Source organism: Paenibacillus sp. MAEPY2, assembly GCF_000499205.1.
Taxonomy (GTDB): Bacteria; Bacillota; Bacilli; order Paenibacillales; family Paenibacillaceae; genus Paenibacillus; species Paenibacillus vandeheii.
In genome coordinates this window covers 136043-162201 of sequence record NZ_AWUK01000028.1, presented here as the reverse complement: position 1 = coordinate 162201, position 26159 = coordinate 136043, and the positions used below count along the sequence as shown (strand labels likewise).

The 26159-nt window shown below is 45.7% G+C and carries 24 protein-coding genes; 18 read left to right on the top strand and 6 right to left on the bottom strand.

The window, feature by feature from the left end; genetic code table 11:
- Positions 1-537 precede the first annotated feature (537 nt).
- Positions 538-1467, bottom strand: coding sequence for an L-lactate dehydrogenase (locus tag P364_RS0121015; RefSeq protein WP_024632045.1), 930 nt, complete (start codon positions 1465-1467; stop codon positions 538-540).
- Positions 1468-1779: 312 nt separating this feature from the next.
- Here P364_RS0121015 and P364_RS0121010 point away from each other — a divergent pair, with 312 nt between their 5' ends.
- Both P364_RS0121010 and P364_RS0121005 read left to right on the top strand, forming a co-directional pair.
- Positions 1780-3057: a VPS10 domain-containing protein gene (locus tag P364_RS0121010; protein ID WP_024632044.1), complete on the top strand. Its 1278-nt coding sequence runs from the start codon at positions 1780-1782 to the stop codon at positions 3055-3057.
- A gap of 135 nt (positions 3058-3192) precedes the next feature.
- Positions 3193-3402: a hypothetical protein gene (locus tag P364_RS0121005; protein WP_024632043.1), complete on the top strand. Its 210-nt coding sequence runs from the start codon at positions 3193-3195 to the stop codon at positions 3400-3402.
- 332 nt (positions 3403-3734) lie between these two features.
- Here the strand turns inward: P364_RS0121005 and P364_RS0121000 are convergent, their stop codons facing one another.
- The gene (locus P364_RS0121000; protein ID WP_024632042.1) at positions 3735-4187 is read right to left on the bottom strand and encodes a hypothetical protein; all 453 of its coding nucleotides are present in this window, start codon (positions 4185-4187) and stop codon (positions 3735-3737) included.
- 43 nt (positions 4188-4230) lie between these two features.
- Positions 4231-4677, bottom strand: coding sequence for a hypothetical protein (locus P364_RS37400; RefSeq protein ID WP_152532730.1), 447 nt, complete (start codon positions 4675-4677; stop codon positions 4231-4233).
- Between the two features lie 193 nt (positions 4678-4870).
- Here P364_RS37400 and P364_RS0120995 point away from each other — a divergent pair, with 193 nt between their 5' ends.
- The 8 genes from P364_RS0120995 to P364_RS0120960 all read left to right on the top strand — a co-directional run bounded on the left by P364_RS0120995 (position 4871) and on the right by P364_RS0120960 (position 12925).
- Complete coding sequence (locus tag P364_RS0120995; RefSeq protein ID WP_024632041.1) at positions 4871-5239, top strand: hypothetical protein; 369 nt, start codon at positions 4871-4873, stop codon at positions 5237-5239.
- A 19-nt stretch (positions 5240-5258) separates the two neighbouring features.
- Complete coding sequence (locus tag P364_RS0120990) at positions 5259-6494, top strand: hypothetical protein (protein WP_094939859.1); 1236 nt, start codon at positions 5259-5261, stop codon at positions 6492-6494.
- 304 nt (positions 6495-6798) lie between these two features.
- A complete protein-coding gene (locus P364_RS0120985; protein ID WP_024632039.1) occupies positions 6799-7191 on the top strand; it encodes a DUF2500 domain-containing protein in 393 nt (130 codons plus the stop codon).
- 184 nt (positions 7192-7375) lie between these two features.
- A complete protein-coding gene (locus P364_RS0120980) occupies positions 7376-8125 on the top strand; it encodes an SDR family NAD(P)-dependent oxidoreductase (RefSeq protein ID WP_024632038.1) in 750 nt (249 codons plus the stop codon).
- A gap of 204 nt (positions 8126-8329) precedes the next feature.
- On the top strand, positions 8330-10015 hold the full coding sequence (locus tag P364_RS0120975) for a hypothetical protein (RefSeq protein WP_236642211.1): 1686 nt from the start codon (positions 8330-8332) through the stop codon (positions 10013-10015).
- 159 nt (positions 10016-10174) lie between these two features.
- Positions 10175-10597 carry a cell wall hydrolase gene (locus P364_RS0120970; RefSeq protein ID WP_024632036.1) on the top strand — a complete coding sequence of 141 codons (423 nt, stop codon included), beginning with the start codon at positions 10175-10177 and terminating at the stop codon, positions 10595-10597.
- A gap of 18 nt (positions 10598-10615) precedes the next feature.
- Positions 10616-11137 (top strand): spore coat protein GerQ, encoded by a 522-nt coding sequence (gerQ, locus tag P364_RS0120965; protein ID WP_024632035.1) that lies wholly within the window; start codon positions 10616-10618, stop codon positions 11135-11137.
- Positions 11138-11353: 216 nt separating this feature from the next.
- Complete coding sequence (locus tag P364_RS0120960; protein WP_024632034.1) at positions 11354-12925, top strand: sigma-70 family RNA polymerase sigma factor; 1572 nt, start codon at positions 11354-11356, stop codon at positions 12923-12925.
- 163 nt (positions 12926-13088) lie between these two features.
- Here the strand turns inward: P364_RS0120960 and P364_RS0120955 are convergent, their stop codons facing one another.
- A complete protein-coding gene (locus tag P364_RS0120955) occupies positions 13089-14945 on the bottom strand; it encodes an alkaline phosphatase (RefSeq protein WP_052016700.1) in 1857 nt (618 codons plus the stop codon).
- A 379-nt stretch (positions 14946-15324) separates the two neighbouring features.
- On the opposite strand from P364_RS0120955, the gene P364_RS0120950 reads away from it, so the two are divergent.
- The 8 genes from P364_RS0120950 to P364_RS0120915 all read left to right on the top strand — a co-directional run bounded on the left by P364_RS0120950 (position 15325) and on the right by P364_RS0120915 (position 24484).
- Positions 15325-16641: a hemolysin family protein gene (locus P364_RS0120950; protein ID WP_024632033.1), complete on the top strand. Its 1317-nt coding sequence runs from the start codon at positions 15325-15327 to the stop codon at positions 16639-16641.
- 159 nt (positions 16642-16800) lie between these two features.
- Complete coding sequence (locus P364_RS0120945; protein ID WP_024632032.1) at positions 16801-17709, top strand: ArsR/SmtB family transcription factor; 909 nt, start codon at positions 16801-16803, stop codon at positions 17707-17709.
- Positions 17710-18030: 321 nt separating this feature from the next.
- Entirely contained in the window at positions 18031-19755 is a 1725-nt protein-coding gene (locus tag P364_RS0120940) for an ABC transporter substrate-binding protein (protein ID WP_024632031.1), read from the top strand.
- A 100-nt stretch (positions 19756-19855) separates the two neighbouring features.
- On the top strand, positions 19856-20812 hold the full coding sequence (locus P364_RS0120935) for an ABC transporter permease (RefSeq protein WP_024632030.1): 957 nt from the start codon (positions 19856-19858) through the stop codon (positions 20810-20812).
- 12 nt (positions 20813-20824) lie between these two features.
- Positions 20825-21766, top strand: coding sequence for an oligopeptide ABC transporter permease (gene opp4C, locus P364_RS0120930; RefSeq protein WP_024632029.1), 942 nt, complete (start codon positions 20825-20827; stop codon positions 21764-21766).
- Between the two features lie 9 nt (positions 21767-21775).
- On the top strand, positions 21776-22759 hold the full coding sequence (locus tag P364_RS0120925) for an ABC transporter ATP-binding protein (RefSeq protein ID WP_024632028.1): 984 nt from the start codon (positions 21776-21778) through the stop codon (positions 22757-22759).
- A complete protein-coding gene (locus P364_RS0120920; protein ID WP_024632027.1) occupies positions 22752-23717 on the top strand; it encodes an ABC transporter ATP-binding protein in 966 nt (321 codons plus the stop codon). Before P364_RS0120925 ends, P364_RS0120920 begins: the two co-directional genes overlap by 8 nt.
- Before the next feature lie 272 nt (positions 23718-23989).
- Entirely contained in the window at positions 23990-24484 is a 495-nt protein-coding gene (locus tag P364_RS0120915; RefSeq protein ID WP_029881169.1) for a hypothetical protein, read from the top strand.
- Position 24485: 1 nt separating this feature from the next.
- Here the strand turns inward: P364_RS0120915 and P364_RS0120910 are convergent, their stop codons facing one another.
- Positions 24486-25451, bottom strand: coding sequence for a hypothetical protein (locus P364_RS0120910; RefSeq protein WP_024632025.1), 966 nt, complete (start codon positions 25449-25451; stop codon positions 24486-24488).
- Positions 25429-26019, bottom strand: a complete 591-nt coding sequence (locus P364_RS0120905; protein WP_024632024.1) for an RNA polymerase sigma factor — start codon at positions 26017-26019, stop codon at positions 25429-25431. The genes P364_RS0120910 and P364_RS0120905 overlap by 23 nt, the downstream gene beginning before the upstream one ends.
- Positions 26020-26159: the final 140 nt, after the last annotated feature.

Genomic DNA, 26159 nt, shown 5'->3' with positions numbered 1-26159 from the left:
ATGTCAAACTTCCTGCATTTGTGGCTGATATGTAAAAGGTAAGCTTCGTTTATATATATATTGAACTAAAGAATATTTACACTTGCCACTCCGATGACAGAACAACCTTCCGATCGCTGTTATCCCTAGATTTTTTTGAATCCCTTATATAAAGGGGGAAATCCAGGGATAAAGGCGAACGCTCCGCTTCTTCAGGTTATTTCTGTCCTCTCCGTTATCGTGTAAATGTTTAGTTCAATTTATTTTGAAGCAAGTAATGATAGAGAAACCTGTCCAGAACGACAGGTTTTTTTGCTTTTTGATGTAGAAATGCATTAATACATTTAATGGAAGTATAAGTATTAATCAGAAATTATTAAATAACCTCGTTTTTTATTAACGGAACAATTATTATGTTAACTTAAATCAAAATTCGATTAAGACCAAAGGACCACTCGCATCTTCGCAAGGAAGATACAGGTGGTCCTTTAGTTGTACAACCTTAACGCTATTTACTCATTAAAAAATAACGTGATTAGTCAAATCCAGGATTTGGATTTACTCCAGTCCGGCAATCTGTTCCTTCAATTTGTTCGCGGAGGCCTGGAAAGCGACTTTCTCCGTCTCATTCAATGGAAGTGGCAGAATCTCACGCACGCCATTGCGATCAACTACACATGGAACGCCCAGATATACATCGGATACACCATTATAGTCTTCCAGCAATGTGGAAACGTTCAGTACGGAGCCTTCGTTACCCAGAATAGCAGCCACGATACGGTCCAGAGCGAGCGCAATTGCATAGGAAGTAGCTCCTTTGGCATTAATAATCTCATACGCCGCATTTTTGGTCCGGTCAAAGATATCCTGCTGTGTTTCTTCATCCAGCTCCAGGTCGGTTCCTGCAACGTTAGCGAGGCTCCAAACCGGTACTTCGGAATCACCATGCTCTCCAATAATATGAGCGTGAATGCTGCGTGGATCAATGCCTTTGTTTTTACCAATCAGATAACGGAAACGTGCGCTGTCCAGTAACGTACCGGAACCAATCACACGCGACGCGGGCCAACCGCTTTGTTTCCACGAAGTATAGGACAAAATATCTACAGGGTTGGTAGCAATCAACAGAATTCCATGGGAATTCACCTCGGTAATACGTTCAATGATCTCTTTGAAAATGCTTGCATTTTTCTTCAACAGATCAATTCGAGTCTCTCCTGGTTTTTGGGAAGCGCCCGCTGTAATAATAATGATATCTGCGTCTTTGCAGTCGGAGTAATCGCCTGCCCATACTTTTACGCCCCCGGTAAATGGGAGTCCGTGGTTCATATCCAGCATTTCGCCGGTAGCCTTATCATGATTCACATCCACAAATACCAACTCGGACGAACGCTGTCTTAACATCAGCGTGTATCCCGTTGTTGTTCCCACCGCACCCATGCCTACAATAACGACACGACTTGGTTTGAGCGCTGCACTGTTTACCATTTTCATATCCTCTCCTTTTTGGGGTATACTTCCATCCATATTAAGGGATAAGCGTGTGAAAAGCGAGCCGCGTCTATAAACTTTCTCACATTTCATGTCTATTTGCGGAAGATTTCGTCGAAAACCTGATTAGTGTTTCGCAGAAGAAACAGGTGCGTCCAAAAGATCGCTTCCACCTTCCAGAGAGTGGAGATGATCCTTTTCGACATCGTTTGTGGTAGAATAGGAGCAGTGGATTCAGATGAATCGTAAAAACAACATGAATGGACAGGCATGCGCGCCTGCTTATTGTTTGAGAGAGGTGGAAACCACTTGCGTTCGCAATGGATCAAAATCGCGCAGACAGTACTGCTGTCTATCGGTATAGCTGCTCTGCTGGCGGCTTGCACCGATTCGGAACAGCCCAAGGTGTCAAAGCCGCCGCAGGAGCAAGAAGATAACGGGAATACGGGCCAGACATTAACTGTTGTCCCCCCTGCAAACAGTACACAAGCTGCGGATACAGCCAAATATCAAATTCAGACCCGGTTAACTGATTTCCAGCTGCTGAACGGGAACGGCGGATTAGCATGGGGAGTGACGCGGAATGCCCTGCGTCTGTATTATACTCAGGATCAGGGGAGTACCTGGATTAACATCTCACCTTCGGAAAACGTACAGTTTCCGGCGAACCCGCAGTATGGACAAAGCATTTATTTTGTAGACAGTACACATGGATGGATTGTTCGTGAAGGAATGGGCGGAACCGATACGATGGTTCTCCGGACCAACAACGGAGGAGCAAGCTGGAGCCTGTCCTCCTTGTCGAAGACGGATAAGGTGACTGCCATCACATTTGTATCTCCTGAAAAAGGCTGGATACTGACCACGGTGGATACTTCGATTGGCAAGCAAGACAAGAAATTGTATGTTACCGAAGATGGCGGTATTACCTGGAATCAGATGACGTCGAGTGACGAGGACGGCAAACCAGCATCTGCAGAGATTCCTACACGGGGTTATACGACAGGCATGACTTTCTCGGACTCGGATCACGGGTTCTTGACCGCTCTGGAGTTCGGTACACCGAAATTGTATGTTACAGCTGATGGTGGCCAACATTGGAAGGCTGGACCGTCGTTCTTTGACCGAAACAAATTTAACGGGTGTGGTAACTTTAACATCAGCTCGCCGCAGTTTTTTGGACGGGAAGCCCAGACAGCCTGGATGTCGATATCCTGCTCTCAGGGGGAAAGTACCAAATTCAACGGATTTTTCACAACCAATGGCGGAGAGAGCTGGCAATTATCAACGTTCAGTCTGAATAAACAAACCGGAATCAATCGTGGTCTCACTCCTACATTTCTGAATCCCTTGGAAGGCTGGGTCATGCAGAAAGGCAAGACATATTACACCAAAGATTCAGGTAAAACCTGGAAGGCACTTCCTGTAAGTAAAGTATTGGAAAACATTCTCGAAGACTACCCGGAGATCGTCAAGCTCCAGATGGTTTCTTCGAAACTAGGCTGGATTTTGGTCGAAAATACGGATGCCAAAAGATCACTGTTACTACAAACCATGGACGGTGGAGTACGTTGGAAAGTACTATAATTGCGTTGAATTACAACGCTTTTTGAAGAGGAACCTGCGGGTTTCTTTTCATTTTATTTATCTTGTGAATTAAATCACAATAGATCCCTTCAAATGATGTTATATTGAATTCAAGAAGAGATGGGAGTGATGAACATGAGAACGAATGAACAAGCTCAATTCACGCAGGCGGACGAGTTAACCAGATACATGCTCCAATTATGCTACACATGTGATGACGCCAACCGTTGTACAACCGAGGAAGAAGTCAAAGCCTGTATGGCAAAATATGCGCAGGCAGATGAACCTGAACAGACGGATGGTGGAGAAGTAACACGCGGATACATGGACCTAATGTACGCTTAGTTATCAATACTGATCAAAAAACACAGCTGTATCAACGTTTTGCCCCCAATAGGGGGCTTTTCTTATATGAAAAAACACATTAAAAATAACATTAACTGCAGCATACACAATTTCAATACGTCAGTAAATTTATTTATGTTTGTCTGCATTCCTTTGCATGTTCTGATGAATAGGATAATTATTGGGTTCCGAAATACAAAGTATCTGTGTGCTAAATAACAAACGCCATTAAGGAGAGCTATTGAGTTCTAGCTCTCCTTAATGGCATTTAATGAATTCAAAGATCGACATTGAACCTAAAATTAACTCACGACTATTTTGAGGAATTTATATTAATCATCGGAATAAACTGTAGCATTGAAACTTTCGGGACCCAGGCGCAAGCTGCTGACATTGAAACTTGGATTATAGGTGAATGTAGCGTATACAGAATAGACAAGCTGACCATTTCCTGGTGGCATCACATTATAATCCGAACCGCTAAACCTGAATACGCAAGGACTGAAAAATGGGTTGGCTAGAACGATTGTACCCGCACGATAAACAAGCTGTTGTGAACTGCTCAATCCTCGGTATACTTCTATGACGAGATTCCCGTTAACAGGCAGCTGATTTGCTGTGACTTCAATGATGCCCGAAAAAAGAGTTCGAATCAATGTTCCCGGGTTGCTAACTTGCAGGCCTACTTGTGCAAACAAGAGCGGGACTCCATTGGTAAAGCTTGGAGTAACAATGTTCTGACCATTGGAACCTTGAGAAGTCCTTGCATCTAATGTTTTAACCATGGGATGCCCTCCTTTCTCAGATGAGATCCGGTACTAAACAGATTTAATCGTCACTGTAAGTGACCGCATTGAAGCATTCTGGTCCAACACGTGTCGCTTGCTCCATTGGTGACACGGGAACAAATGTCAAATAACAAGAATAGATAAGTTGTCCAGACGGTGGGGGGGAGACATTATAATCGGAGCCTTCAAAACTTGCTAATATGCTAGCTTCAGCTGGGAATATGGGTTGAGAAACGACATAGATTGGCGTGCCTGTATGGGTGGAGCCTCTGAAAATTTCAATTAATATTGAAGAAGGTTGTGAAGACAAATTGGCCACCGAAATTCGATAAGTGCCATTAAATTGAGTTCGAATCAATGGCCCTGGATTTGAAATATTAAGTCCTAGTATGCCTACCAAGGTGGGCGTGTTCTGAGCGAGTGGGACATTAAGCGGATTAACTCCGTTGGATCCTAAAGAGGTTCTGGCATCATGTGTACGAACCATAGTTTTTTCCTCCAATCTATTATTTTGAATATCATATGTAGCTAGATTGAAAGTGTTGTCCGCATAGTGGTAAGAAGTTTCTGAATAATGGGGCTTTTCTTCGTTCAGATTATTTCTTTTGGTACCGTGCACTCATATAGTATGCAATCATAGTATATAGACAAGATCATTTTCTGAGAGGAGAGTTATTCTATTGCCAAACTCTACAGGCTTGCTCTATAACTCACCAACAGGTATAAATATTGCTACTCAGATTATTGTCACTTGTATAAACGACTCGCTTAATGTTCCAGTTAATATTGAGATTGAAGTTTTTAAATGGGACACAACACAATCCATGCGGATACCTATAGGACATGATTTGTTTCAACTTCTTCCTCAAGCCACTCGAAGTTTAATTTATGGGCTTACCAATGCTGCTTTTTACGAAATCCAGAGCGATTATTTCAGTGCGACCAGTACAATTATTAATGTTTACGGCGTTGACTCTACAGGTCAGGTCATACAACGTGTTCTTCAGTCAGAAATGTCGTTAATAGACCGATTTACTAATATTCCATAATAAAAGGAAGGTGATATCGTTGGCCGTTGTTAATATTACAGGAGCTTTGGGTGGTAGCCAATTCGAGCCTTCAATTGCAGTCAATACGCTGGATACTAATATCATGTGTGTTGTTGCAGTGGATACAAGTAGCGGACCGACCTTAATTGGAATTTATCGATCCTTGAATGCGGGAAATACCTGGTCCACATCATTACTTCCTTTGCCTGCGGGATTTGCAGGTGCGGAAGCTCCAACTATAGATTACACCTTCCCAAGCACATTTATTGTAACTGCACACGTATTTAACGGCGATTTAGATGGTACCATAGTAAGTTATACTTCAGTAGATAACGGAGCAACTTGGGCTGCGCCAGTTATTGTGCAAAGAGGTTACGGAACCGTTGTTCATAACGATGAACCGTACATTGCCGTAGATCGTTCTCCCGGGAGCCCTTATCGAGGGAATGCCTATGTAGGTTACACTCCGCTTGCAACAACATCTTCTTCAATCTTTGTCCAGAGAACCCTTGATCAGGGAGCGAGTTGGGAACAACCCCCTAATCGATTATCCGATCCGAGGGGAATCCATGATCGCTCATCAATTGCAATTGGTTTCTCTGGAGAGGTCTATGCCGGATATATCGTCACTGGTCCCGATAGCCCATCTGCCCTTTTACGTATCTCTTATAACGGTGGAATTAACTACGAACCACCTATAAATCGACAATCTACATTCATATCCTCCGTTGTACCAGCCCCATCCCCATTACCTGTACCGAATTACGCTTTTCGAGTGCAGACCAATCTGAGTCTAGGAGCAGACATATCGGTCGGACCTAACAGCGGGACAGTTTACGCTGTGTGGAATGATGCCAGAAATGGCTACACAGATGTACTGTTATGCCAATCTCCGGATGGGTTGTTATGGTCCGATCCTATAAGTATTACAGGAGCACCAGCAGGTTCACAAAATTTCTTTCCATCGATCACCGTATCTCCGTTTGCTGGAACAATTCGGGTTATATATTACTCCAATCGTATTGACGGTTTTTTATTGGATGTATATGTTGCAGAGTCTTTTGATGGAGGGATTACCTTTACCAATCGTAGATTGACTACGACTTCGTTTAATCCCAATGGAATATCACCCGTACCTACTGTGCTTATTGGGGATTATATTACTGCTGCAACCTCTGCACCAGACAATCTGGCCGCTGTTTGGATGGCTACCACGCCACCAACCGGGAAATTGGATGTATATTTCGGAACCTGAATTAAGGAGCTATCTCTCCAAAAAAATAATAAAACAGAGGATGCCTGGTTCAATGGACTGGGTATTTTTATCTGTTGAATAACGAAGACACACCGCAAGTACATGAAGAAACGTATTCCATAGATTAAGTTAACCGCAGAGGGTTCACAAGCTCTAGGTTCTGCTGGCGTTTCCTGGAATAGTCTTTTTATCCCCCGGTTAATTTGAATTCCAAATAACAATTTCCTTGTTCATGCGCATATATATTACAGAAGACGGGTCAAGACTCCGGCTGTCCTAGGTTTGAAGAACGGAGGGGAGAGACATGGGCATTGAATCATCCTGGATGTTTGATTTTTTTGGAACCGTCTTTCCGGTAGTATTTGTCCTGATTATAGGTATTGTTCTGCTGTCGGTAGGGAAAGAAGTATGGAGATGGGGCCGTAATAACTCAGAGCCTCTGCTTACCGTACCTTCACGTATTACCAGCAGGAGGATACAGATGAGTCAGTCGCACTCCGAACCAGGAAGTACAGCCCGTACGCTTTATTACATCACTTTTGAAGTGGAGAGCGGGGATCGTCTCGAATTCAAGGTGAATGGTGATGAGTACGGCTTGTGCGCTGAGGGAGATGAAGGTCGACTCTCTTTCAAGGGAACGCGTTATGTAGGCTTTGAACGCTACAATCGTTTGTATTCAGAGCGTGTACGCGGATAAACCGGCTGGCTTGCGCCACAGTGGCGTAAGCTTTTTTTAATTTCTTTTACGGACAAGCGTTTCTTAATGGGGCTAACGTGTTTCTATATAAGAAGAGACTTTGTTCAATTTATGGTCCATAATCAGTGAGTTGTATGTAAATTTATATGATGAAAGGACCATCTCAATAGAGGAGGAAATGATGATGTCATTTACAGATCAAGTCGTGGTTGTGACGGGAGCAGCCCAGGGAATCGGGCGAAGCGTGGCTGAGGCCTATGCGGTTGCAGGGGCTAAAGTCGTACTTGCCGACTATCAGGAAGCAGAAGGGGCAGCGGCGGCAGCTTCTATTCGTAATGAAGGCGGAGAAGCCATTTTTGTCCAGTGTGATGTACGTCAAGAGAAGGATATAACGAATCTCATTCAAACTACAATAGACGAATTTAAACAGATTGATGTGCTCGTCAACAATGCAGGTGTTTCCAGATGGAAGTCTCCCTACGAGCTAACGCTTGAAGAGTGGGACGATATACTCAATACGAATGTGCGAAGTTGCTTTCTCGCAAGCAGGGAAGCGGCCAAACATATGAAGCACAACGAAAATGGTGCGGCAATCGTGAACATGGCCTCAACACGTGCGTTTATGTCAGAGCCCGAAACAGAGGCTTATGCTGCGTCCAAGGGTGCGATCGTGGCGTTGACACATGCGATGGCGGTCTCTTTGGGCAAGGACCGAATTCGGGTCAATTGTATCAGTCCGGGATGGATTGAGACAGGAAATGTTGAGAAATTGAAGCCAGAGGACCATGAACAACACCCGGCAGGACGTGTGGGCGTTCCTTCGGATATCTCCCGCGCTTGTTTATATTTGTCCGATCCGAGCAATACCTTTGTCACAGGGACCAACCTTATTATTGACGGGGGCATGACCCGAAAAATGATATATGAGGACTAGTACCGGGATTTATCCGGTCGATTGTAAACTTTTGAAAACATAGCAGAAATAAGCCCAAGTTAAGCACTTGGGCTTATTTGTTTTTGATAACTCGGTTGCTATAATAAATGTGATTTTACCACAGTACAGGAATGGAGGGAGAATATGTTCGGGAACTCATCCCGGAAAGTGTTTTGGCTATTACTGCTGATTGGAGGGATTATAATGACAGGCTTTGAATCTACTGCTGATGCTGACGCAGATATACGAGCAGCCTGGGTATGGCAGGCCAAGTCTGTCAGTGATGGAGGAAATGAGCTGCTGGAGAATGCAGCTAAACATAAGATTAACAGACTGTATGTGAATGTGGATATGAATCTGTCAGAGGAGGTCTATCATACGTTTATATCCAAAGCTAGCAATGCTGGAATTGCAGTTGAAGCTCTTGGGGGAGATCCGTCCTGGGCAGTGAGTGGTCGTGAAGGTCCGATGCTCAAGCTGGCGTCCTGGGTGAACAATTACAATCTGGCTGCAGAGCCGGAAGAGCGATTTGACGCCATACACCTGGATATCAAGCCCTATGTACTGCCACAGTGGAAAGAAGATGCCAAGCCGCTGGTGCAATCCTGGGTTACCAATATGAAGCTATTACAGGAACAGGTGAAACAGGCCGGGGCGGTTGAAGTGAATGTTGACTTGCCTTTTTGGCTGGATTCTTACACCGTGACGGGCAGCAGAACGACTGATGATGCGGATAACGAGTCATTGTCACACTGGTTTATCGGGCAATTTGATCATATTACGCTGCTCGCTTATCGTGATAGTGCGCAAGGAAACAATGGAATTATACGTTTGGTAGAACAGGAAATGATATGGGCCGACGCCAGAAATGGTTCTATTACCGTTGGGGTAAACACCAAGCCGATGCCTGGGGAAGAGTTCACAACGTTTGCCGGCAAAGGTGCAACGCAATTGGAGAGTGTGGTAAAAGAGGTAGCCTCCGCATTCACGGATCATGCTTCCTACGCAGGTTCGGCTGTTCATGACATCGTTTACTGGGGACAGCTGGAGCCGGAGGAACAGCCTGAACCCGAGGAACCGACCAATCAACCGGAAATTCGAGGAACCTACATCTGGCAAGCTTCTCAGGTTACGAATGACGGGGGAGACCACATTCTGGAGTTCGCCAAAGCGCAAAACATTAATTGGTTATACGTGAGGCTTGATCTGGATCAACCGTATTCCAGTTATCGCAGTTTTGTGAAACGTGCTCAGGCTCAAGGGATTGAGGTCCATGCCATGGGTGGTCATCCGATCTGGGGCAAAAAGGAGAACCGGCCACGGATAACGCGCCTGATCGATTATGTGAAAAATTATAACGCCGAATCTGAACCGGATGAACATTTTAAGGGCATCCATCTTGATATCGAGCCATACACCCTACCTGAATGGGAATATGATCGGGATACATTGCTGACCGAATGGGCGGCCAATATTGCTTATTTCCATGATGAGACGAAAAAGGACAGTGATCTGGAAACGAGTGCCGATCTGGCCGTCTGGCTCGATACGTTACCGTTACCGGGTAAAGACATGTCTGTCAGTGAATACATGATCACAACACTGGATCACGTATCCCTAATGGCATTCCGTAACATTGCTGAAGGCTCCAATGGAATTGCGGATGTCGTTAGTCAGGAAATGAAAATCGCGGACCGTCTGGGTAAATCACTTTTGATCTCGGTGGAGATGAAAGAGAATTTTGAAGGCAGACATATTTCATTTTATGATAAGGGAGCAGCGGAAATGGAACGTCAGCTCGCACTGCTTCCAGAACTGTTGAGCGAGTATAAAGCCTACAAAGGCAATATCGTTCATGCTTACGATTACTGGATTCAAGCCAAGCCCTAAATAGGCGGGTAATATAGGAAATGATTTGTCTCGGGACTTCACATAGTGTGAGGTTCCGGGCTTTTTTTTATGGCAAAATGTGAAATTGTGTCACCGAATGGGCGTCTGCACAATACGATATACGGTGATGCAGAGGTTCAACAAGGGAGGAAACAGGATATGGCTGTTATTAAAGCCAACTCGGAAGACGTCAGGCTGCTCGCTAGGTTGATGAGAGCGGAGGCCGAAGGTGACGGCCAACAAGGCATGCTGCTTGTGGGCAATGTAGGTGTAAACCGGGTGCTTGGCGATTGCTTGGATTTCGGTGATATTCGGGACATTAATCGAATGGTATTTCAGAATCCGGGTGGCTTCGAGTCCACGCAAAAAGGGTACTTCTACCAACGGGCAAGACAATCGGAAATACGCCTGGCACAGCGTGTCATTAATGGCGAACGCTTCTGGCCAGCCAGCAACTCTCTGTGGTTTTTCCGTCCTGTGGGAGAATGTCCACCAACCTGGTATGACCAGCAAAATACAGGCCGCTTCAAGGCGCATTGTTTCTTTAGTCCAACAGGCGAAGACTGTCCGTCCGTATATTAAATTTGGGGAGGAATCACAATGATTAACCAGCCTTATCAACAAACACAGGTTATGGGTCAGCAGGCCAATTCGCAAGTTATGGGCCAACAGGCCAATTCGCAAGTGCAAGGAACGTCTTATAAAATCGGTAACGGTATGCCCATGATGTCGCCAACACCAGGCATGGTCTCACCTAGCTCCACAGGCGGCGTACCTCCGCTCGTATCCAGCGGTGCCCCAATGACTCCAACGGGTGGTGTAGTAACAACAACTGCGCCGCAGTTTGAACAGTCCTATATCGAAAATATCCTGCGGCTCAACTTGGGCAAATGTGGAACATTCTACATGACTTACGAAGGTAACAAAGAGTGGAACGCCCGCATTTTCCAAGGCATACTGGAAGCAGCTGGTCGTGACCATATCATTATCAGTGACCCGAACAATGGAAAACGGATTATGCTTTTGATGGTCAATTTCGACTACGCTACATTCGATGAGCCGTTGTTGTACCAATATCCAGGTGTGATCGGGAACTATCCGCAACAACCAAGCAGACGCTAATCTGCAGCTAAAAACAAAACATAATATAACATGACCCTACACAGGCTGTCTCGAATGTGGATGTTATTCCGCAAACGGGACGGCTTTTCCTATATTATGATATAGAACATAAATTTAAATAAAATAAAAACACAGTCGAAAGTAACCTTTTTCTCAGATCAGGGCACTTAAAGATAAATACATCATGCAGCAAGTACACAGGAAGGAGCAAACACATTGAAGAACTGGATCGATGGAGCAATTCGGGGGAAAGCCGAGGCTTACGAACAGCTGATGTCGCAATTTCGCGGTATGGCACTGGCTGTCGCCTATCAAAAATTAGAGGACATGTTCCTGGCCGAAGATGCGGTTCAAGAGGCGTTCACAGAGGCCTTTGCCAATCTGTCCAAACTGGACAATCCGGATGCTTTTCCCGGGTGGTTCAAAGTCATTGTGGAGAGACAGTGTTATCGTCAGCTCAGGCGTAAACAACATGCCACTGTTCCGGTTATGGAAATTCAGGATTTATTCCAGGAAGAGGATCAGGCTCATAATCCTGAAGAACAGGCTTTGAAAGGAGAGGTGTATCGTCTCCTGCGAGAATCAATTTCGATTTTGCCATCTTCCATGCAGCTTGCGGTTGAACTATTTTACTTTCAAGGCTATTCACTCAAGGAAATGTCAGAATACCTCGGGGTCAACGTTCCGGTGCTAAAAAAACGGCTGTATGATGCCAGGTCCAGGCTCAGACGTTCACTGCCTGTGGCGGATGTAATTTCAGTATTTAGTGATCTATATGAAGGAGGAAAAGGGATGCTTCACATTATGAATGGTGACCATGCGGCAGATCGATTAAGACAAAGCGGGATTAAAGGTGAGATTCTGGTCTGGCGAGAGCTCTATACATTTGGACCGTTAACGAGAGAAATGGGGAATGAGACGGCACGAAGTGAACGTGCACAGTATTTGGAGCAGCACTTGGGTATACCACAGACTGAATATTTGAAAATTAAGGAACTTGAGCAAACGTTACAATCATTCCATCAATACAAAGAGATCGTTCTGTGGTTTGAGTATGATCTCTACGATCAGGCGATGCTATCGTACTTGCTTCACTATTTCAAGGAACAGGATCTACGGGATACGAAGCTGAATCTGTTATGTATCGATGCCTATCCGGATATTGAACATTTTCGGGGCCTGGGGCAGCTTACACCTTCGCAAATCGGACGTTTATCAGGTACCTGGCATGTGATGGGATCAGAGGAAATCCGGGCTGGGAGCGAGTTTTGGACAGCGTATGCATCATCTGACATTCAGGATCACAAGGACTACTTGCTGAAAAGCACATCGGTGCTCCCTTTTGCACATGCTGCATTCAAGGCCCACCTGTCTCGTCTGCCTTCTGTATCGAACGGACTGGGCGTGATTGAGCAATCCACACTGGAGGCCGTGAGAGAGGGCGTGAACAGCCCTTATCCATTATTTAAGCATGTTGGAAACCATCTACATATCCTGGGAATGGGTGATCTGGAGTACTGGGCTCATCTGAAGAGAATGACGGAGGAACCTCATGCATTACTTCAATTAAGCGGTGTACAAGCGTTTCCTGATTTTCAGCAGCAGCATAACGATTTCCGTCACAGTGTCTTGTCTCTGACCGATCTGGGTGTTCAGGTGCTGAATGGAGAAGCAGATTGGACACTATTAAGAAATGATAAATCCTGGATTGGTGGTCTTCAGATTGGTGAAGGCAATGACACGCCTTGGCGCTGGGACACCGTTAATGAGACCATAGTGATCCTGTAGAGGTGAGATGGCAGTAGAAGCAGAATAAAAGCAAAGCAACAGAAGCCGTAGAGCGGCGGATAGGCGTGCTATCCAATTCTCATCCATATCGTCATGAAAAAAGAGTATCCTCCCGCCATGCCTGAACATGAGCGAGGATACTCTTTGTTTGTTCAACCTTTTTTTACTTGGATGCATCCAACTTCAATGCGGTTACCATCTTGCGGAATACATCCGTATTATCGAGATAACCGGTAAACAGACGAGCCCCGGGTCCCGAGGCATTGATTGGCACATCGTCGAATGTGTGTACTTCCTGGCCTTCATCATGAGGCAGGTTACCCGTATAGTGCACACCGTCCGGGTCCTTATCCGGGTTGGCGATATACCAGGATTTGTCCTTCACGTTAGGGTCTTGAATAGTGGGACTAATTGGCACCGGATTGGCAAGATAATCCTCATTGTTGTCCGGCATATTGCCCCAGCCTACAGCAATTTTCCACTCCGAGTCCGGGTTGTCCGGGAAGCCATCACCGTCTTCATCCACATACGTCGGAAATTTGGAATCCGCATATGTGCCGATCAATTCACGGAGTTCGTCACCAGATTTTCCTTTGGCGGCTTCCGTGTTATACGTTCCGTTAAGCGTAAGGGAATGACCGTGGTCTGATGTAACGATAATGAGCGTATCCGGATGTTCCTTTGCGTAGGCCTTAACACGACCGACCGTTTGATCGAATTCAATCGCATCCCATATCGAGCGTTCAAAATCCATGGTGTGCGCCTGCTTATCAATGGATGCTCCTTCGACCATCAGGAAAAATCCATTTTTATTCTGCTCCAGCACCTGGAGGGCAGTATCGGTCATTTCCATCAACGTTGGCTGATCCGTATCCTTGCCTACAATCTCTGCATTGTTAGGCTGAGTATATTCCCGGTCATAATATACGTTCATGTTGCCTTTGCGGAATAAACCAAGCAATGATTTGGTAGAGCCAGACTTGTCCAGATTCGTTGCATCTGTAACGTAGGTATATCCTTCTTTTTTGAACTCCTCCACAATATTACGTCCATCTTTGCGTTTTCCACCATCATTCGCTGGAAGGAACCATTCCAGTCCACCACCCAGAATAACATCCGGTCGGTTGGCTTCATTCAGATACATGCTGGCGATCGCTTCTTGTTCCCCGCGCTTACGCGTATGAACGGCCATCGCTGCCGGTGTGGCATCCGTTACATCCGCAGTCGTTACAAGACCGGTAGCCATGCCGCGTGTCCGTTTGACCAACTCGACGATGTTTTCCACCTTTGGATCGTCAAAAGGATCTGGCGTATTGTCCGGGTAGACACCCTCGGCATTTACAGCCGTTTTGTGACCTGTTGCATAAGCGGAAGCACTATTGGCCGAATCGGTGACGATGGAATCCATACCTGACGTTGTGACCATACCCATGGCATCCATCTGTTCCATCTCCAGCCAGCCATTGAATTTGCCTTCGTGAATGCCCTTGGATACCACGCGAGCAGCGGTGCGAATATTAGCGCTCATGCCATCACCAATCATCAGAACGACATTTTTGGCCTGCTCACCGTTTGTCAGTGTGGCTGTGTCTTTGGAAGGATCGAACACTTGGTATACGACCCGTGAATATGTACGCTTGCCTGTAGCAGTCGTTTCGGCGGTTACCACGATGGAATCGCTCTCTTTAAAGGTAACCTCCTGAATGGTGTACTCTGTGCTCAGATCGTTACTGCTTGTCCATGTACCGGACTTACCGAAGTATTTGTCAGGTGACAAACCATTAATCTGGATTTTGATATCTCCGGATTTCAGCTTGGCCCCATTCAACTCAACCCGGAAATCCAGCTTTTGTCCTGCCAGAATCTGAGCACGGTCAATAGGCAGAATGGTAAATGCGGCAGGTGCCGTCTGCTGTTGCGTGGAGAGGGGTTCCGCATGGACTTGCCAAGGCACTGCTGTAATTGCGACAGCTGCACTAAGCAGCAGCACGTTCCATTTCATTGCATGATTAATTTTCAATGTGCATACCTCCGAAATCAAATTGGTGTTCTAATTGGAAGTATATAGCTGAATGATCATCTGAGCGTAAGAGAAAGGTTAAACCATAAGCAAGAAGATGCATATGTTTGTTAGTAAAACGTAAAAAAAACTGCGCATTCGGTACATTTGTTAACGAAATAGCCCGTAAGCATCATTTCGTTGTCATAGGACACGGTTTGACTGTGTAGTGTAGAATTATATAATAAAAGAAGCATATCCTTGTTATTCGACAGAAGAAGGTGGAGGTGAACGCATTGGGAAGTTGAAACTGCAAATGAGCGGCAGAATGGCAAATATCCTACATTTTCGAAGGAGGTGGACCTATTTGCCGAAGATTGACGGCGAATAGGATGATAATTTGAGTGACCCCTTACCGAGTATATTAAATTTATTTTTAATTGCTTTGCTTGTATTGATGAATGGTTTCTTTGTCTCGGCAGAATTCGCGATGGTCAAAGTTCGTGGCAGCCGGATTGAAGCTTTGGTGGAAACAGGCAATAAAAATGCGATGTATGCTTCCAATATTGTACGCAACCTGGATGCTTACCTATCCGCTTGCCAATTGGGCATAACGCTTGCTTCACTTGGACTCGGGTGGCTGGGAGAGCCGGCGATTGCTCACCTGTTAGAGCCCATGTTTACTGCATTTGGAATGGGTCCGGTATACGTACACGGAATTTCCATTGCGATTGCTTTTGTTATTATTACAATTTTGCATATTGTACTCGGGGAACTTGCTCCCAAGACGATGGCAATCCGCAAATCAGAGACGATCACGTTATGGTCTGCGGCGCTGCTTACGTTCTTTTACAAATTGATGTATCCCTTTATATGGGCATTGAATGGTATGGCGAATAGCCTGCTGAGAGTGTTTCGCATGGCACCGGCCTCGGAACATGACTCGGCGCATAGTGAAGATGAAATACGCATTCTCATGAAAGAAAGCAATAAGAGCGGTTTAATTGACAATACTGAATTGGCGCTTGTTGATAATATATTTGATTTTACGGCAACAACCGCCCGTGAAATTATGATTCCGCGGACGGAAATGATCTGTCTGAATGCCAATCAGTCCATGCTTGAAAACTTGGAAATCGCCAGTGAAAGCATGCGTACCCGTTATCCGGTATATAACGGTGACAAAGACCATATTATCGGTTTTATTCACATTAAAGACCTGATGCGGTCGCAGCTTACAGATACCATCTCGGTGATTCGACCGATTCTAGCGGTACCCGATTCTACCCCGATCAGTGACCTGCTCAAGCGGATGCAGCGCAGCAAGACACAGATTGCCATCCTGATTGATGAGTACGGAGGAACCTCCGGCCTTGTGACGCTGGAAGATATCATGGAAGAGATCGTGGGCGAGATTCAGGACGAATTTGACCAAGAGCGTCCTTCCATTGAGAAAGTGGATGAGATGGAGTACTCCATTGACGGTCTTATGCTGATTGAAGAGGTTAGTGAACGCTTTGGGCTGGATATGGACCGGGCGGATTATGATACGATTGGCGGCTGGTTATACTCCAGAGTGGAGGCCATCCCTCCAGAAGTGGGGCAGTCGGTAGAGTATGGCGGATATATCTTTGTTATTCAAGAGACCGAGCATAAGCGGATTTCACGTGTGAATGTGATTAAGCTGGATCTGATGGTTGAAGGCGAAGGAGCCTGATCAAGGTATCATTTTTGGGTGACAGGAGATCCCGATCTATAGAGAAGCCGTGCGGTGAATGATTTCACTGTGCGGCTTTTGTTTCGCCCTTTAATCGTAGCATGCACGGCTGCAAACAGGGTATAATGGAACGACTTTGCAAGATAGGAGAGGTTAAGATTGAGCTATCGCATTGAGGTTGGATTTACGCCTGTATTTGAATTCATGGCCAGCTTGCATACATATATTTGCCGGAAATCACATAAAAAAATGGATTTATCTATAGCCTGGGCGCAAGAAACAGAAGGGCAGCTAAGTTCGGAGCTTGCTGACATTTTGCAAGATATGAAAGTGGATGATGATTGGAAATGGATGTATCTACTTGTCTGTTTGAGAATGAAAGATGAGGAGCCAGAGGATTTTATTGAATGGTTCAGTAAGCAAACCGTGCCGGAGCTCCGTGACATTTTTGCCCGTTATAGTTTTCCGTATACGGATGATATCGCTGCTTTCCAGACTCGAATGACTTATGTATTAAAAGGGTGGAATGAGCAATATTTTCGCTTTCTTGATCCAGCGGTCTTACAGCATTTGAGACAAGAGGTTCTAAGCCGTAAGGAGCAATTGCGACAAGCTCCTCAGGAGAATGTATTGGACGAGGCAACCAACGGTTTGATGTTTAGGGATATGAAGGGGCTAGAAACATTGCTGCTGGTGCCGCAATTTCATTTTCAGCCGCTAAATGTCATTCTGCATTTTGGGGATACCCTGTTGTGTCATTATTCCGCCAGATTGTATATGGGAGACGACGAGTATATCCCGACCCATCATTTGCGTGTGATTCGCAGCCTGGGAGAGAAAAATAGACTGAAAATCATGCGTTTTCTGCATCAGGGACCGCGTTCGTTCATAGAAATTGTTCGTCACTTGAAGCTCTCCAAAGGAATTACTCATGACCATCTTTCCAAGCTTCGTGGAGCTGGACTTGTCTATGCGCATTTTGAAGGAGAGAGCCTGGTTGAGTATTCACTTCGTCTTCATGCACTGGAACAAATTTTACCGAATGTCATGAATTATCTGGAGCAATAACGTTTATCAAAATGTGGTTTTTAGAAAAAAATATCCCTCCGATACAGCCGTATGTTTGTTGTGGCCGAACTGAATTTTATTCAGGAAATCCGCGCAAAACATACGGCTATTTTATCGCTTTAAAGTGGATATTAATGGGTTTAATATAAATATTTTTTTGTGGTTCTCTATTTACAGAACCGAATACGATTCTTATAATAGGGCTTATCGAACTTATACCTTACTAATTTCATAGGAATTATATATATTCTGGATTATTTCGGGAATTAGGAATGGCTGAGCGAGAAAAATATGGATTATTTATGAGTTGGGGAGGATTTTATGAGAATGAAGGGTTTATCCGTGGCATCATTAATCATCAGTAGTGCGATTGTGTTATCTGCATGTGCAGGAGGTGGGGGAGCAGAGACCACTTCTTCTGGAAGCGGAACAACGAATTCGGCCACACAAGCGACTCCAGTTGCAGCAGCACTGGATACACCATTTCAGGCGACGGATCTGAATCAATTACCTGAGACGGCAAAAAAGAGAACCGATACGATTATTGTGGGACTTACGGATCCCAGTGGGGCTTTCACACCATACTTCCATCAGAGCGGTTATGATGGCAACGTTGCTTCATTGCTTTTTGCTTCGCTTGTGACCGTAGATGAGAAAGGATTGCCGGTTCCCGATCTCGCTGAAAGCTGGGATGTGTCCGAGGATCAGCGTACATACACGTTTCATCTTAGAAAAGGTTCCAAGTTCAGTGACGGTTCACCGCTCACCGCAGATGACGTCGCTTTTACATGGACCATTCTGCATGATAAGTCTTATGACGGGGGATTTGATATTTTCTCGACCAAGGTTAAAGGTGGCAAAGCCTATACGGAAGGAAAAGCAGATCACATTGAGGGTATTCAAGTCGTTGATCCGTTAACGATCTCGGTCACACTGGAACAGCCTAACGCTACTGCTTTACTTATATTGGGCTCTGAAGTGTTGTCCAAAGCCTACTACGGCAAAGATTATCAATTCGGGAAGCTCGAGTACATTAAAAATCTTCATGCAACACCTGTAGGCAATGGCCCTTACAAACTTGAAAAGTTCATCACTGGTCAGGAAGTTCGATTCGTTGCTAACGAGTTCTACTACAAGGGAAAACCAAAGACCGAGCATTTCATATATAAAACATCGGAAGGAGATACCTGGCAGTTTATTGAGACCGGAGAGATCGACTTCACTTCGTTCACGGCTACCCAGGAGAATGTTGATAAGCTGAAAAATATCCCATATCTTAACCTTCTGCCTTACACACCAAGTACATACGGATATTTACAGCTCAATCTGGAACATGAACAGCTTCAGGAAAAAGAGGTGCGGCAAGCCCTCACATATGGTCTGGACCGTCAGTCCATCTATGTGGACGCCAATCAGGGCGCAGGTGCTGTTGCCAACATCCCGACTTCGCCTATTTCCTGGTCTTATACGGAAGAGGGCATTAATCCATACGCCTACGACCCGGATAAAGCGAATCAATTGCTGGATGATGCAGGCTGGGCACCTGGAGCCGATGGTATCCGTGAGAAGAACGGGAAGAAGCTGTCCCTTCATTTCCTCGGAACGAAAAGTCCGGCCACGGATATCTTCATAGCTGTAGCCAAAGAAAACTTCGAAGCGATTGGCGTGCAGTTCCAGCCTGAAGTGTTTGCCGATTTCAACTCGCTTGTCTCCAAAGTGGAGGGCGGCGATTATGATGTGGCTTCCTTCTCCACAGCGATGCTAACGGATCCTTCGGACGGAGTGCTGCAATTTGTGGATGGTGAGCTTAAAGGATACGACAATCCCAAAGTGAAAGAATTGTATAACAAAGGTCTGGCTACGACAGACATAGAGGAACGCAAGGCAGTATACAAAGAGCTGTATCAGCTGCTCAATGATGAGCTGCCTGTCATCTTCACCAGTTACAAAAAGACAGTCTATGCCTATAACGGTCGGATCGATGGGCTCTCTGTCAGTCCATACCGCGGGATTGCAACCAGCTTGCCGGAATGGTCTCTGAAATAAGCGGTGGCATAGATCCAAAAACATAAATACCGAAATAAACAAACGTCCCTTGTGTTTGCGATGTCGCAGATGCAGGGGACGCATTGATAAGGAGCCTGATATGAGCACTTACATTGTGAAACGGATGACATACATGGTTCTTATTTTGCTGGCCGCCTCCGTTCTGATTTTCAGCCTGTATGCACTTACTCCCGGAGACTACATCTCCAGCAACATTAAGCTGAGTCCAGAACGCAAGGCCGAGCTGCGCGAATTGTATGGACTGGACAAGCCAGTGATCGAACGGTATCTCATCTGGATGAAAAATGCTTTACACGGGGACTTTGGATATTCATTGGCACAACAGAAGCCCGTGCTCGCGCTGTTTAACGAGTATATCTGGAATTCATTCCTGCTGGCTGCGGTGACCACGTTTCTGACCTGGTTCATTGCGGTTATTATCGGCGTGATTGCTGCTTACAAGCAGTACTCGTGGTTCGACACTTTCGTGATGATAGGCATATTTGCTGCGATGTCCGTGCCATCTTTCTTTATCGGATTGTTTTTGATTAAGCTGTTGGCGGTTGACTTAAAATGGTTGCCTCCAGGCGGCATGATGACCACAGGAAGTAATGCCACCGGTCTGGCTTATGTCAAAGAGGTGATTCAGCACATGACCCTGCCTGTAATTGTCATGACCCTGCTCGGGGTAGGCTCGCTTACCCGTTACTTCCGCAGTAACATGATTGATGTTATCAAGCAGGATTATATTCGAACAGCACGAGCCAAAGGTTTAAAAGAAAGCAAAGTGTTATACACCCATGCCTTGCGCAACGCTCTTTTGCCTGCGATTACACTGATTGGATTCGAGCTGCCGTCCTTATTCGGCGGATCACTGATTATTGAGAAAATATTCAGTTGGCCCGGGATCGGTCAGTTATATATGCAGTCCTTCTCACTGCGGGATTATCCGCTGCTGATGGGCTTTACCATGTTTATCGCCATCCTGACCGTCATTGGAACGCTGCTGTCTGATGTGCTCTATCACATCGCAGATCCGCGTGTCCGTTTGCAATAGGGGGGTATGAAAATGACAACCTCCTCATCGTCTGTAACGAGAAGTTCCGCAGATGCAGCCTTACCTTTACAGGTTCCTGCCAAGTCTTCTTTATGGAAATTGTCGATGCGAAGACTACTCAAAAACAAGCTTGCTGTTGGCGGACTTATCGTGGTTCTGCTGATGTTTGTGGCTTGTTTCATCGGACCGCTGTTCTCACCTTATACCGATAACAAGATAAATATGGCAGCGATGAAACAAGGTCCAGGCATTCATCACTGGCTTGGTACGGATGCACTCGGCAGGGATGTGCTGACCCGTGTGCTGATGGCTGGTCGTATTTCGCTCACCGTTGGTCTGGCCTCCATGGTTCTATCGGTATTTATCGGTTCCTTGCTTGGAGCCATCGCCGGATATTATCGCGGCATTGTAGATCAGGTCATTATGCGGATTGCCGACTTGCTGCTAACGATTCCGGGACTGCCGCTGCTGTTCATTTTCGGCGCTCTGCTATCGGATTGGAAGGTTCCGCCGGATTCCCGAATGTATATCGTCATGCTGATGCTAAGCTTTGTTAACTGGCCCGGTATGGCCCGAATGGTACGAGGTCAGATGTTAAGCTTGCGGGAACGGGAATTCATGCAGGCTGCTGTTGTTCTGGGCTTGCGTGACCGACGCAAACTGTTTCATCATCTTTTGCCCAATATCGTACCTCTTCTCATCGTCATGGCTACCCTGAATATCGGAGGGTCCATTCTCAGCGAGTCGGTACTCAGCTTTTTTGGACTGGGTGTCATGCCGCCAACGCCTACATGGGGCAATATGATCGATGCCGCCAACAACATGATTGATTTTCAGCAGCATCCGTGGTTATGGATTCCGCCAGGGCTGTCCATTTTCGTGACCGTTATTGCGATTAACATTTTTGGTGATGGTCTTCGAGACGTATTAGATCCCAAACAGAAGAGAAGGTGAGCACTTCCCATGCAAAACATGATTGAAATTGAACAACTTGAAACTCATTTTTATTCGGAAGAGGGCAATGTTAAAGCGGTGGATGGTGTAAGTCTGAATGTACGCGAAGGGGAGACGGTGTGTATTGTTGGTGAATCGGGCTGTGGCAAAAGTGTAACCGCCATGTCGATTATGGGATTGATCGAAGAACCGGCAGGCAAGGTGGTAGGTGGTGCAATCCGTTTTGGTGGACGGGATCTGCTCCGTGAAAGTAAATCCTCACTGCGTGCCATCCGGGGCAACGACATCTCAATGATTTTCCAGGAACCAATGTCCTCGCTGAATCCTGTACTGAAAATCGGTGAGCAACTGATGGAACCGCTGATTGTACATTTGAAAATGAGCAAAAAGCAGGCTCGCGCCAGAGCAGTTGAGCTGATCGCCGAAGTGGGTATTTCACGCCCGGAACAGATTGCGAACAGCTATCCGCATGAGCTGAGTGGAGGCATGTTACAGCGCATTATGATTGCTATTGCCATCTCATGTAACCCGAAACTGTTAATCGCGGATGAACCAACCACCGCACTGGATGTGACCATTCAAGCACAGATACTGGATATGTTACAACATATTAAATCCCAGTCAGGAACCTCCATCCTGATGATTACGCATGACCTTGGAGTTGTAGCGGAAATGGCGGATTATGTCGTTGTAATGTATGCAGGAAAAGTGGTGGAAGAAGGGGAAGTTGTGCAATTGTTTGAGTCTCCCAAACATCCATATACCCAGGGATTGCTTCGCTCCAAGCCCATTATTAATCAAAGGCAGGATGAATTGTATTCTATACCTGGCCATGTACCTGATCCATTATCTTTAAAGGAATCATGCCATTTTGCTGATCGTTGTGAACACTGTATGTCAATATGCACTACGCAAATGCCGACGCTGAAACAGCTTGGACCCGGACAGAAAGCTGCATGTTGGCTGTATGAGGAGGCTTTGAGCCATGTCTGAGCCCTTATTGGAAATTGAACATCTCAAAACCTATTTCCCGGTGCGCAAAGGTCTATTAAATCGTACAGTAGCTCATGTGAAAGCGGTCGATGATATCAGCATCACGATCCATGAAGGCGAGACATTTGGATTAGTCGGTGAATCCGGTAGTGGCAAGAGCACCGTTGGAAAAACGATCGTGCGTTTAACAGAGAAAACGGAGGGACAGATTCGATTTCAAGGTGTAGACTTGCACCAGTTGTCCATGCAGGAAGTGCGGAAGATCCGTCCGCAGCTTCAGCTTATTTTCCAGGACCCCTACAGTTCACTGAATCCACGCATACGCATTGGTGATGCGATCGGGGAGGCCGTACTGGATCACGGGTTAGCCACAGCAAGTGAGGTGCGTGATTTGGTCAAAGAGGTACTCGCAGCCTGCGGGTTGTCATCCTATCATATTGATCGCTTTCCTCATGAGTTCTCTGGAGGACAGCGCCAGCGGATTGGGATTGCCCGAGCCTTGATCTTAAATCCGAAACTGATCATCGCAGATGAACCGGTATCTGCACTGGATGTATCTATTCAGGCCCAGATTATCAACCTGTTCAGACGACTTCAGCAAGAGCGCGGCCTTGCTTACTTATTTATTTCGCATGATCTGAGTGTGGTGGAACATCTGTGTGACCGCATCGGAGTGATGTATCTGGGCTCGATGGTCGAGACGGCTTCCAGAGATGAATTGTTCGGCAATCCATTGCATCCGTATACGAAAGCCTTACTATCAGCTGTACCCGTACCAATTCCCAAATTGAAACGGGAACGAATCGTGCTCAAAGGTGATATTCCCAGCCCGGTGAATCCGCCAGCCGGCTGCAAGTTCCATACACGTTGTCCATGGGCAGAAGATGTTTGCAAGCAGCAGGTTCCTGCGTATCGAAACGTAGGTGCCGATCACTTTGTAGCCTGTCATTTGGTCTGATTCATCGTTATCGTTATTTTGATGAGGGACCTAACAAATGGAGACGATTCACGTGAGAATCAATTCATATAGACGTTATCTAGTGGATACGGAATGGAATTATTTAGGTTTCATTCATTCTGTCAGTATTCACCTAAAGATGCATTAAAGAACCAAAAGACGCTGCCAACATGAATGTCGGAGCGTCTTTTATTTTTTTTGAAACCTTCAAACCACTACATCCGTTTAATATTTACACAAAAACAAAATTTGGAAGTGAAGGGTGGATACATATGCGGAATTTGAGAATAACGTCCATGCTAAAAGTCATGATTGTTGCAGCACTATCAGCACCTATGGTCCTTGCCGTACAAACAACCACCGGGGTAGCTGTCGCCAGTCCAAGTATCAAACCGCACGCACTTACTCCACCACCACCGCCCTTGGAACCAAGTATTAATACACTGTCTTCTCCAAAATATATCTATCAGGCAGTGGGGACTGTTACACCTGGAGGCGGGTTGACTGCGATTGTAAATACAACGACAACGACCTTCTCGGAAATGAAATCACTGCAAGTCGATTATCGACTTGAACGCTGGACGGGATCAGCCTGGATACTTTTTCAATCCGGTTCCAAGAAGAAAACACAAACTCAGTCCCTTAATGCCCAATCGAGCTGGACCGTTATAACCGGATATTACTATCGAGTCGTCAGTCTTCACACGGCCGATGACGGGGTCAAACCTGAGACGACAACACATATTTCAAGCAACGTGTTATTTTAATTTATTTTTGGGTACTGCCCGGAAATTTTTGTTCTTGCAGGTCATTGGCAATAGCAGTCATTTCCTCTTCCGAGACGGTTCCGAATAAGCTCATGTTTACAGAACCCATCATCCATTGAAAGGTATTATAGGGGGGCCCGAGGTACATAAATGCCTCGCTGCCATCTGCCAATTTGACGATACTTGTTTCACGAAGCATGGGCCCCTCAATGACCTGACCCGGCAAAACATAGGCATAATCAAACTGAATGATTTCTTCTTCACCATTTTTGCCTACACCAGTATAACGAACTCTCATGCGTTCAGATTCATAATAATCTTCCGGATTGACGGGATTGAGGGTGTCCAGCATAAGTTCATATTTAATCTTTGTAAACCGCTCGGGTATGGCTTTTGACAGCAAAAAGTCACCCTTAAATCCTGAACGTGCGATATCCTTTGTTACGATAATAGGTTCAAGCAAGTGTGACTCCTCATAGAAGGGGAGTACAATCTCATCTTCTGGTATGTCTCCGGAATAGAATTTGGGAGCTTCATTGATTCCCCGTTCAGGAGGCGGGGGGGTCTTGGCTGTAGATGGATCAGCACCCAACTGAGTCGTACGATCTTCGATAACAATGGATTTTACGCCATTACCCCACTCCTTAACTGATTGAACAAAGGGGGAAACAGCTTGTGTCCCGGAAGGCAGACTGAAGATGACGGCGCCGATGGTCACGGACGCAGCCACAATGACAGATAATCGTACGGTGCGCATTCTTTTCTTGCGCGCGCCAATTCGGGCGATTTCCTTTTGAACTTGGAGCCAGGATTGACGCATGGGTTCGGTGTTGGACACAGTCGGGGTGGCAGATACAGCCTGATGGAAGGCTTCGTCAAAAGCCATATCAAACGCGGCATCGAAAAAATCGTCTTCCAGCTCTGAATCGAATGAATCAATATGCTTATCGGACTTGCCTTTGCTCAATACTTCCACCCCATTCCTTATGTAATTTCTTCTTGATACTTCCGCGGGCTCTGAACAAACGTTGCTTCACAATTTCTTCGGATGTATCAAGCAGATCGGCCATTTCCCTATAGGAAAGACCTTCTTTCCAGCGCAGCTCTACGAGAACACGATATTCCGGTTTAAGCTGTTCCAGATAGAACTCGATAGATTCCTGCATCATTTGAGTTTCCACCGTGCTCTCCACGGAAGCTGCCGTCTGATTAATTGTCTCCATATCTATAAAAACACTATCCGTATCGAGTTGGTTACGGTTATTTTTATTTTTTCTCAGATAATTAATGGCGGTATTCCGTGTGACAACCTTCAGCCATGCTTTCAGTTTGACTTCGTTGTCGAAGATCGGTTTGTTTTTAATGATTTTGATAAAAGCTTCCTGAATGATATCTTCTGCTGCTGCACGTTCTTTGATGATGTAAACGATGAGACCATGAACCATATTATAGTATTCGTAGTACACTTCTTCTTGAAGCTGAGGGCCCAAATTATGGAAATCCGAGGCTAAGAGTAATTGGAGCCGATTGGCCATGATGTTCTCCTTTCTGGTGAACAATCCACAAACATTGGTATCATTTCATTTTACAACATTATATGGAAGCGATACAATGGGAGGTTAGTCCGACAGAAGCAGAAAAAATATATTCAAAATAGAGAGAGGCTGCTCTACTA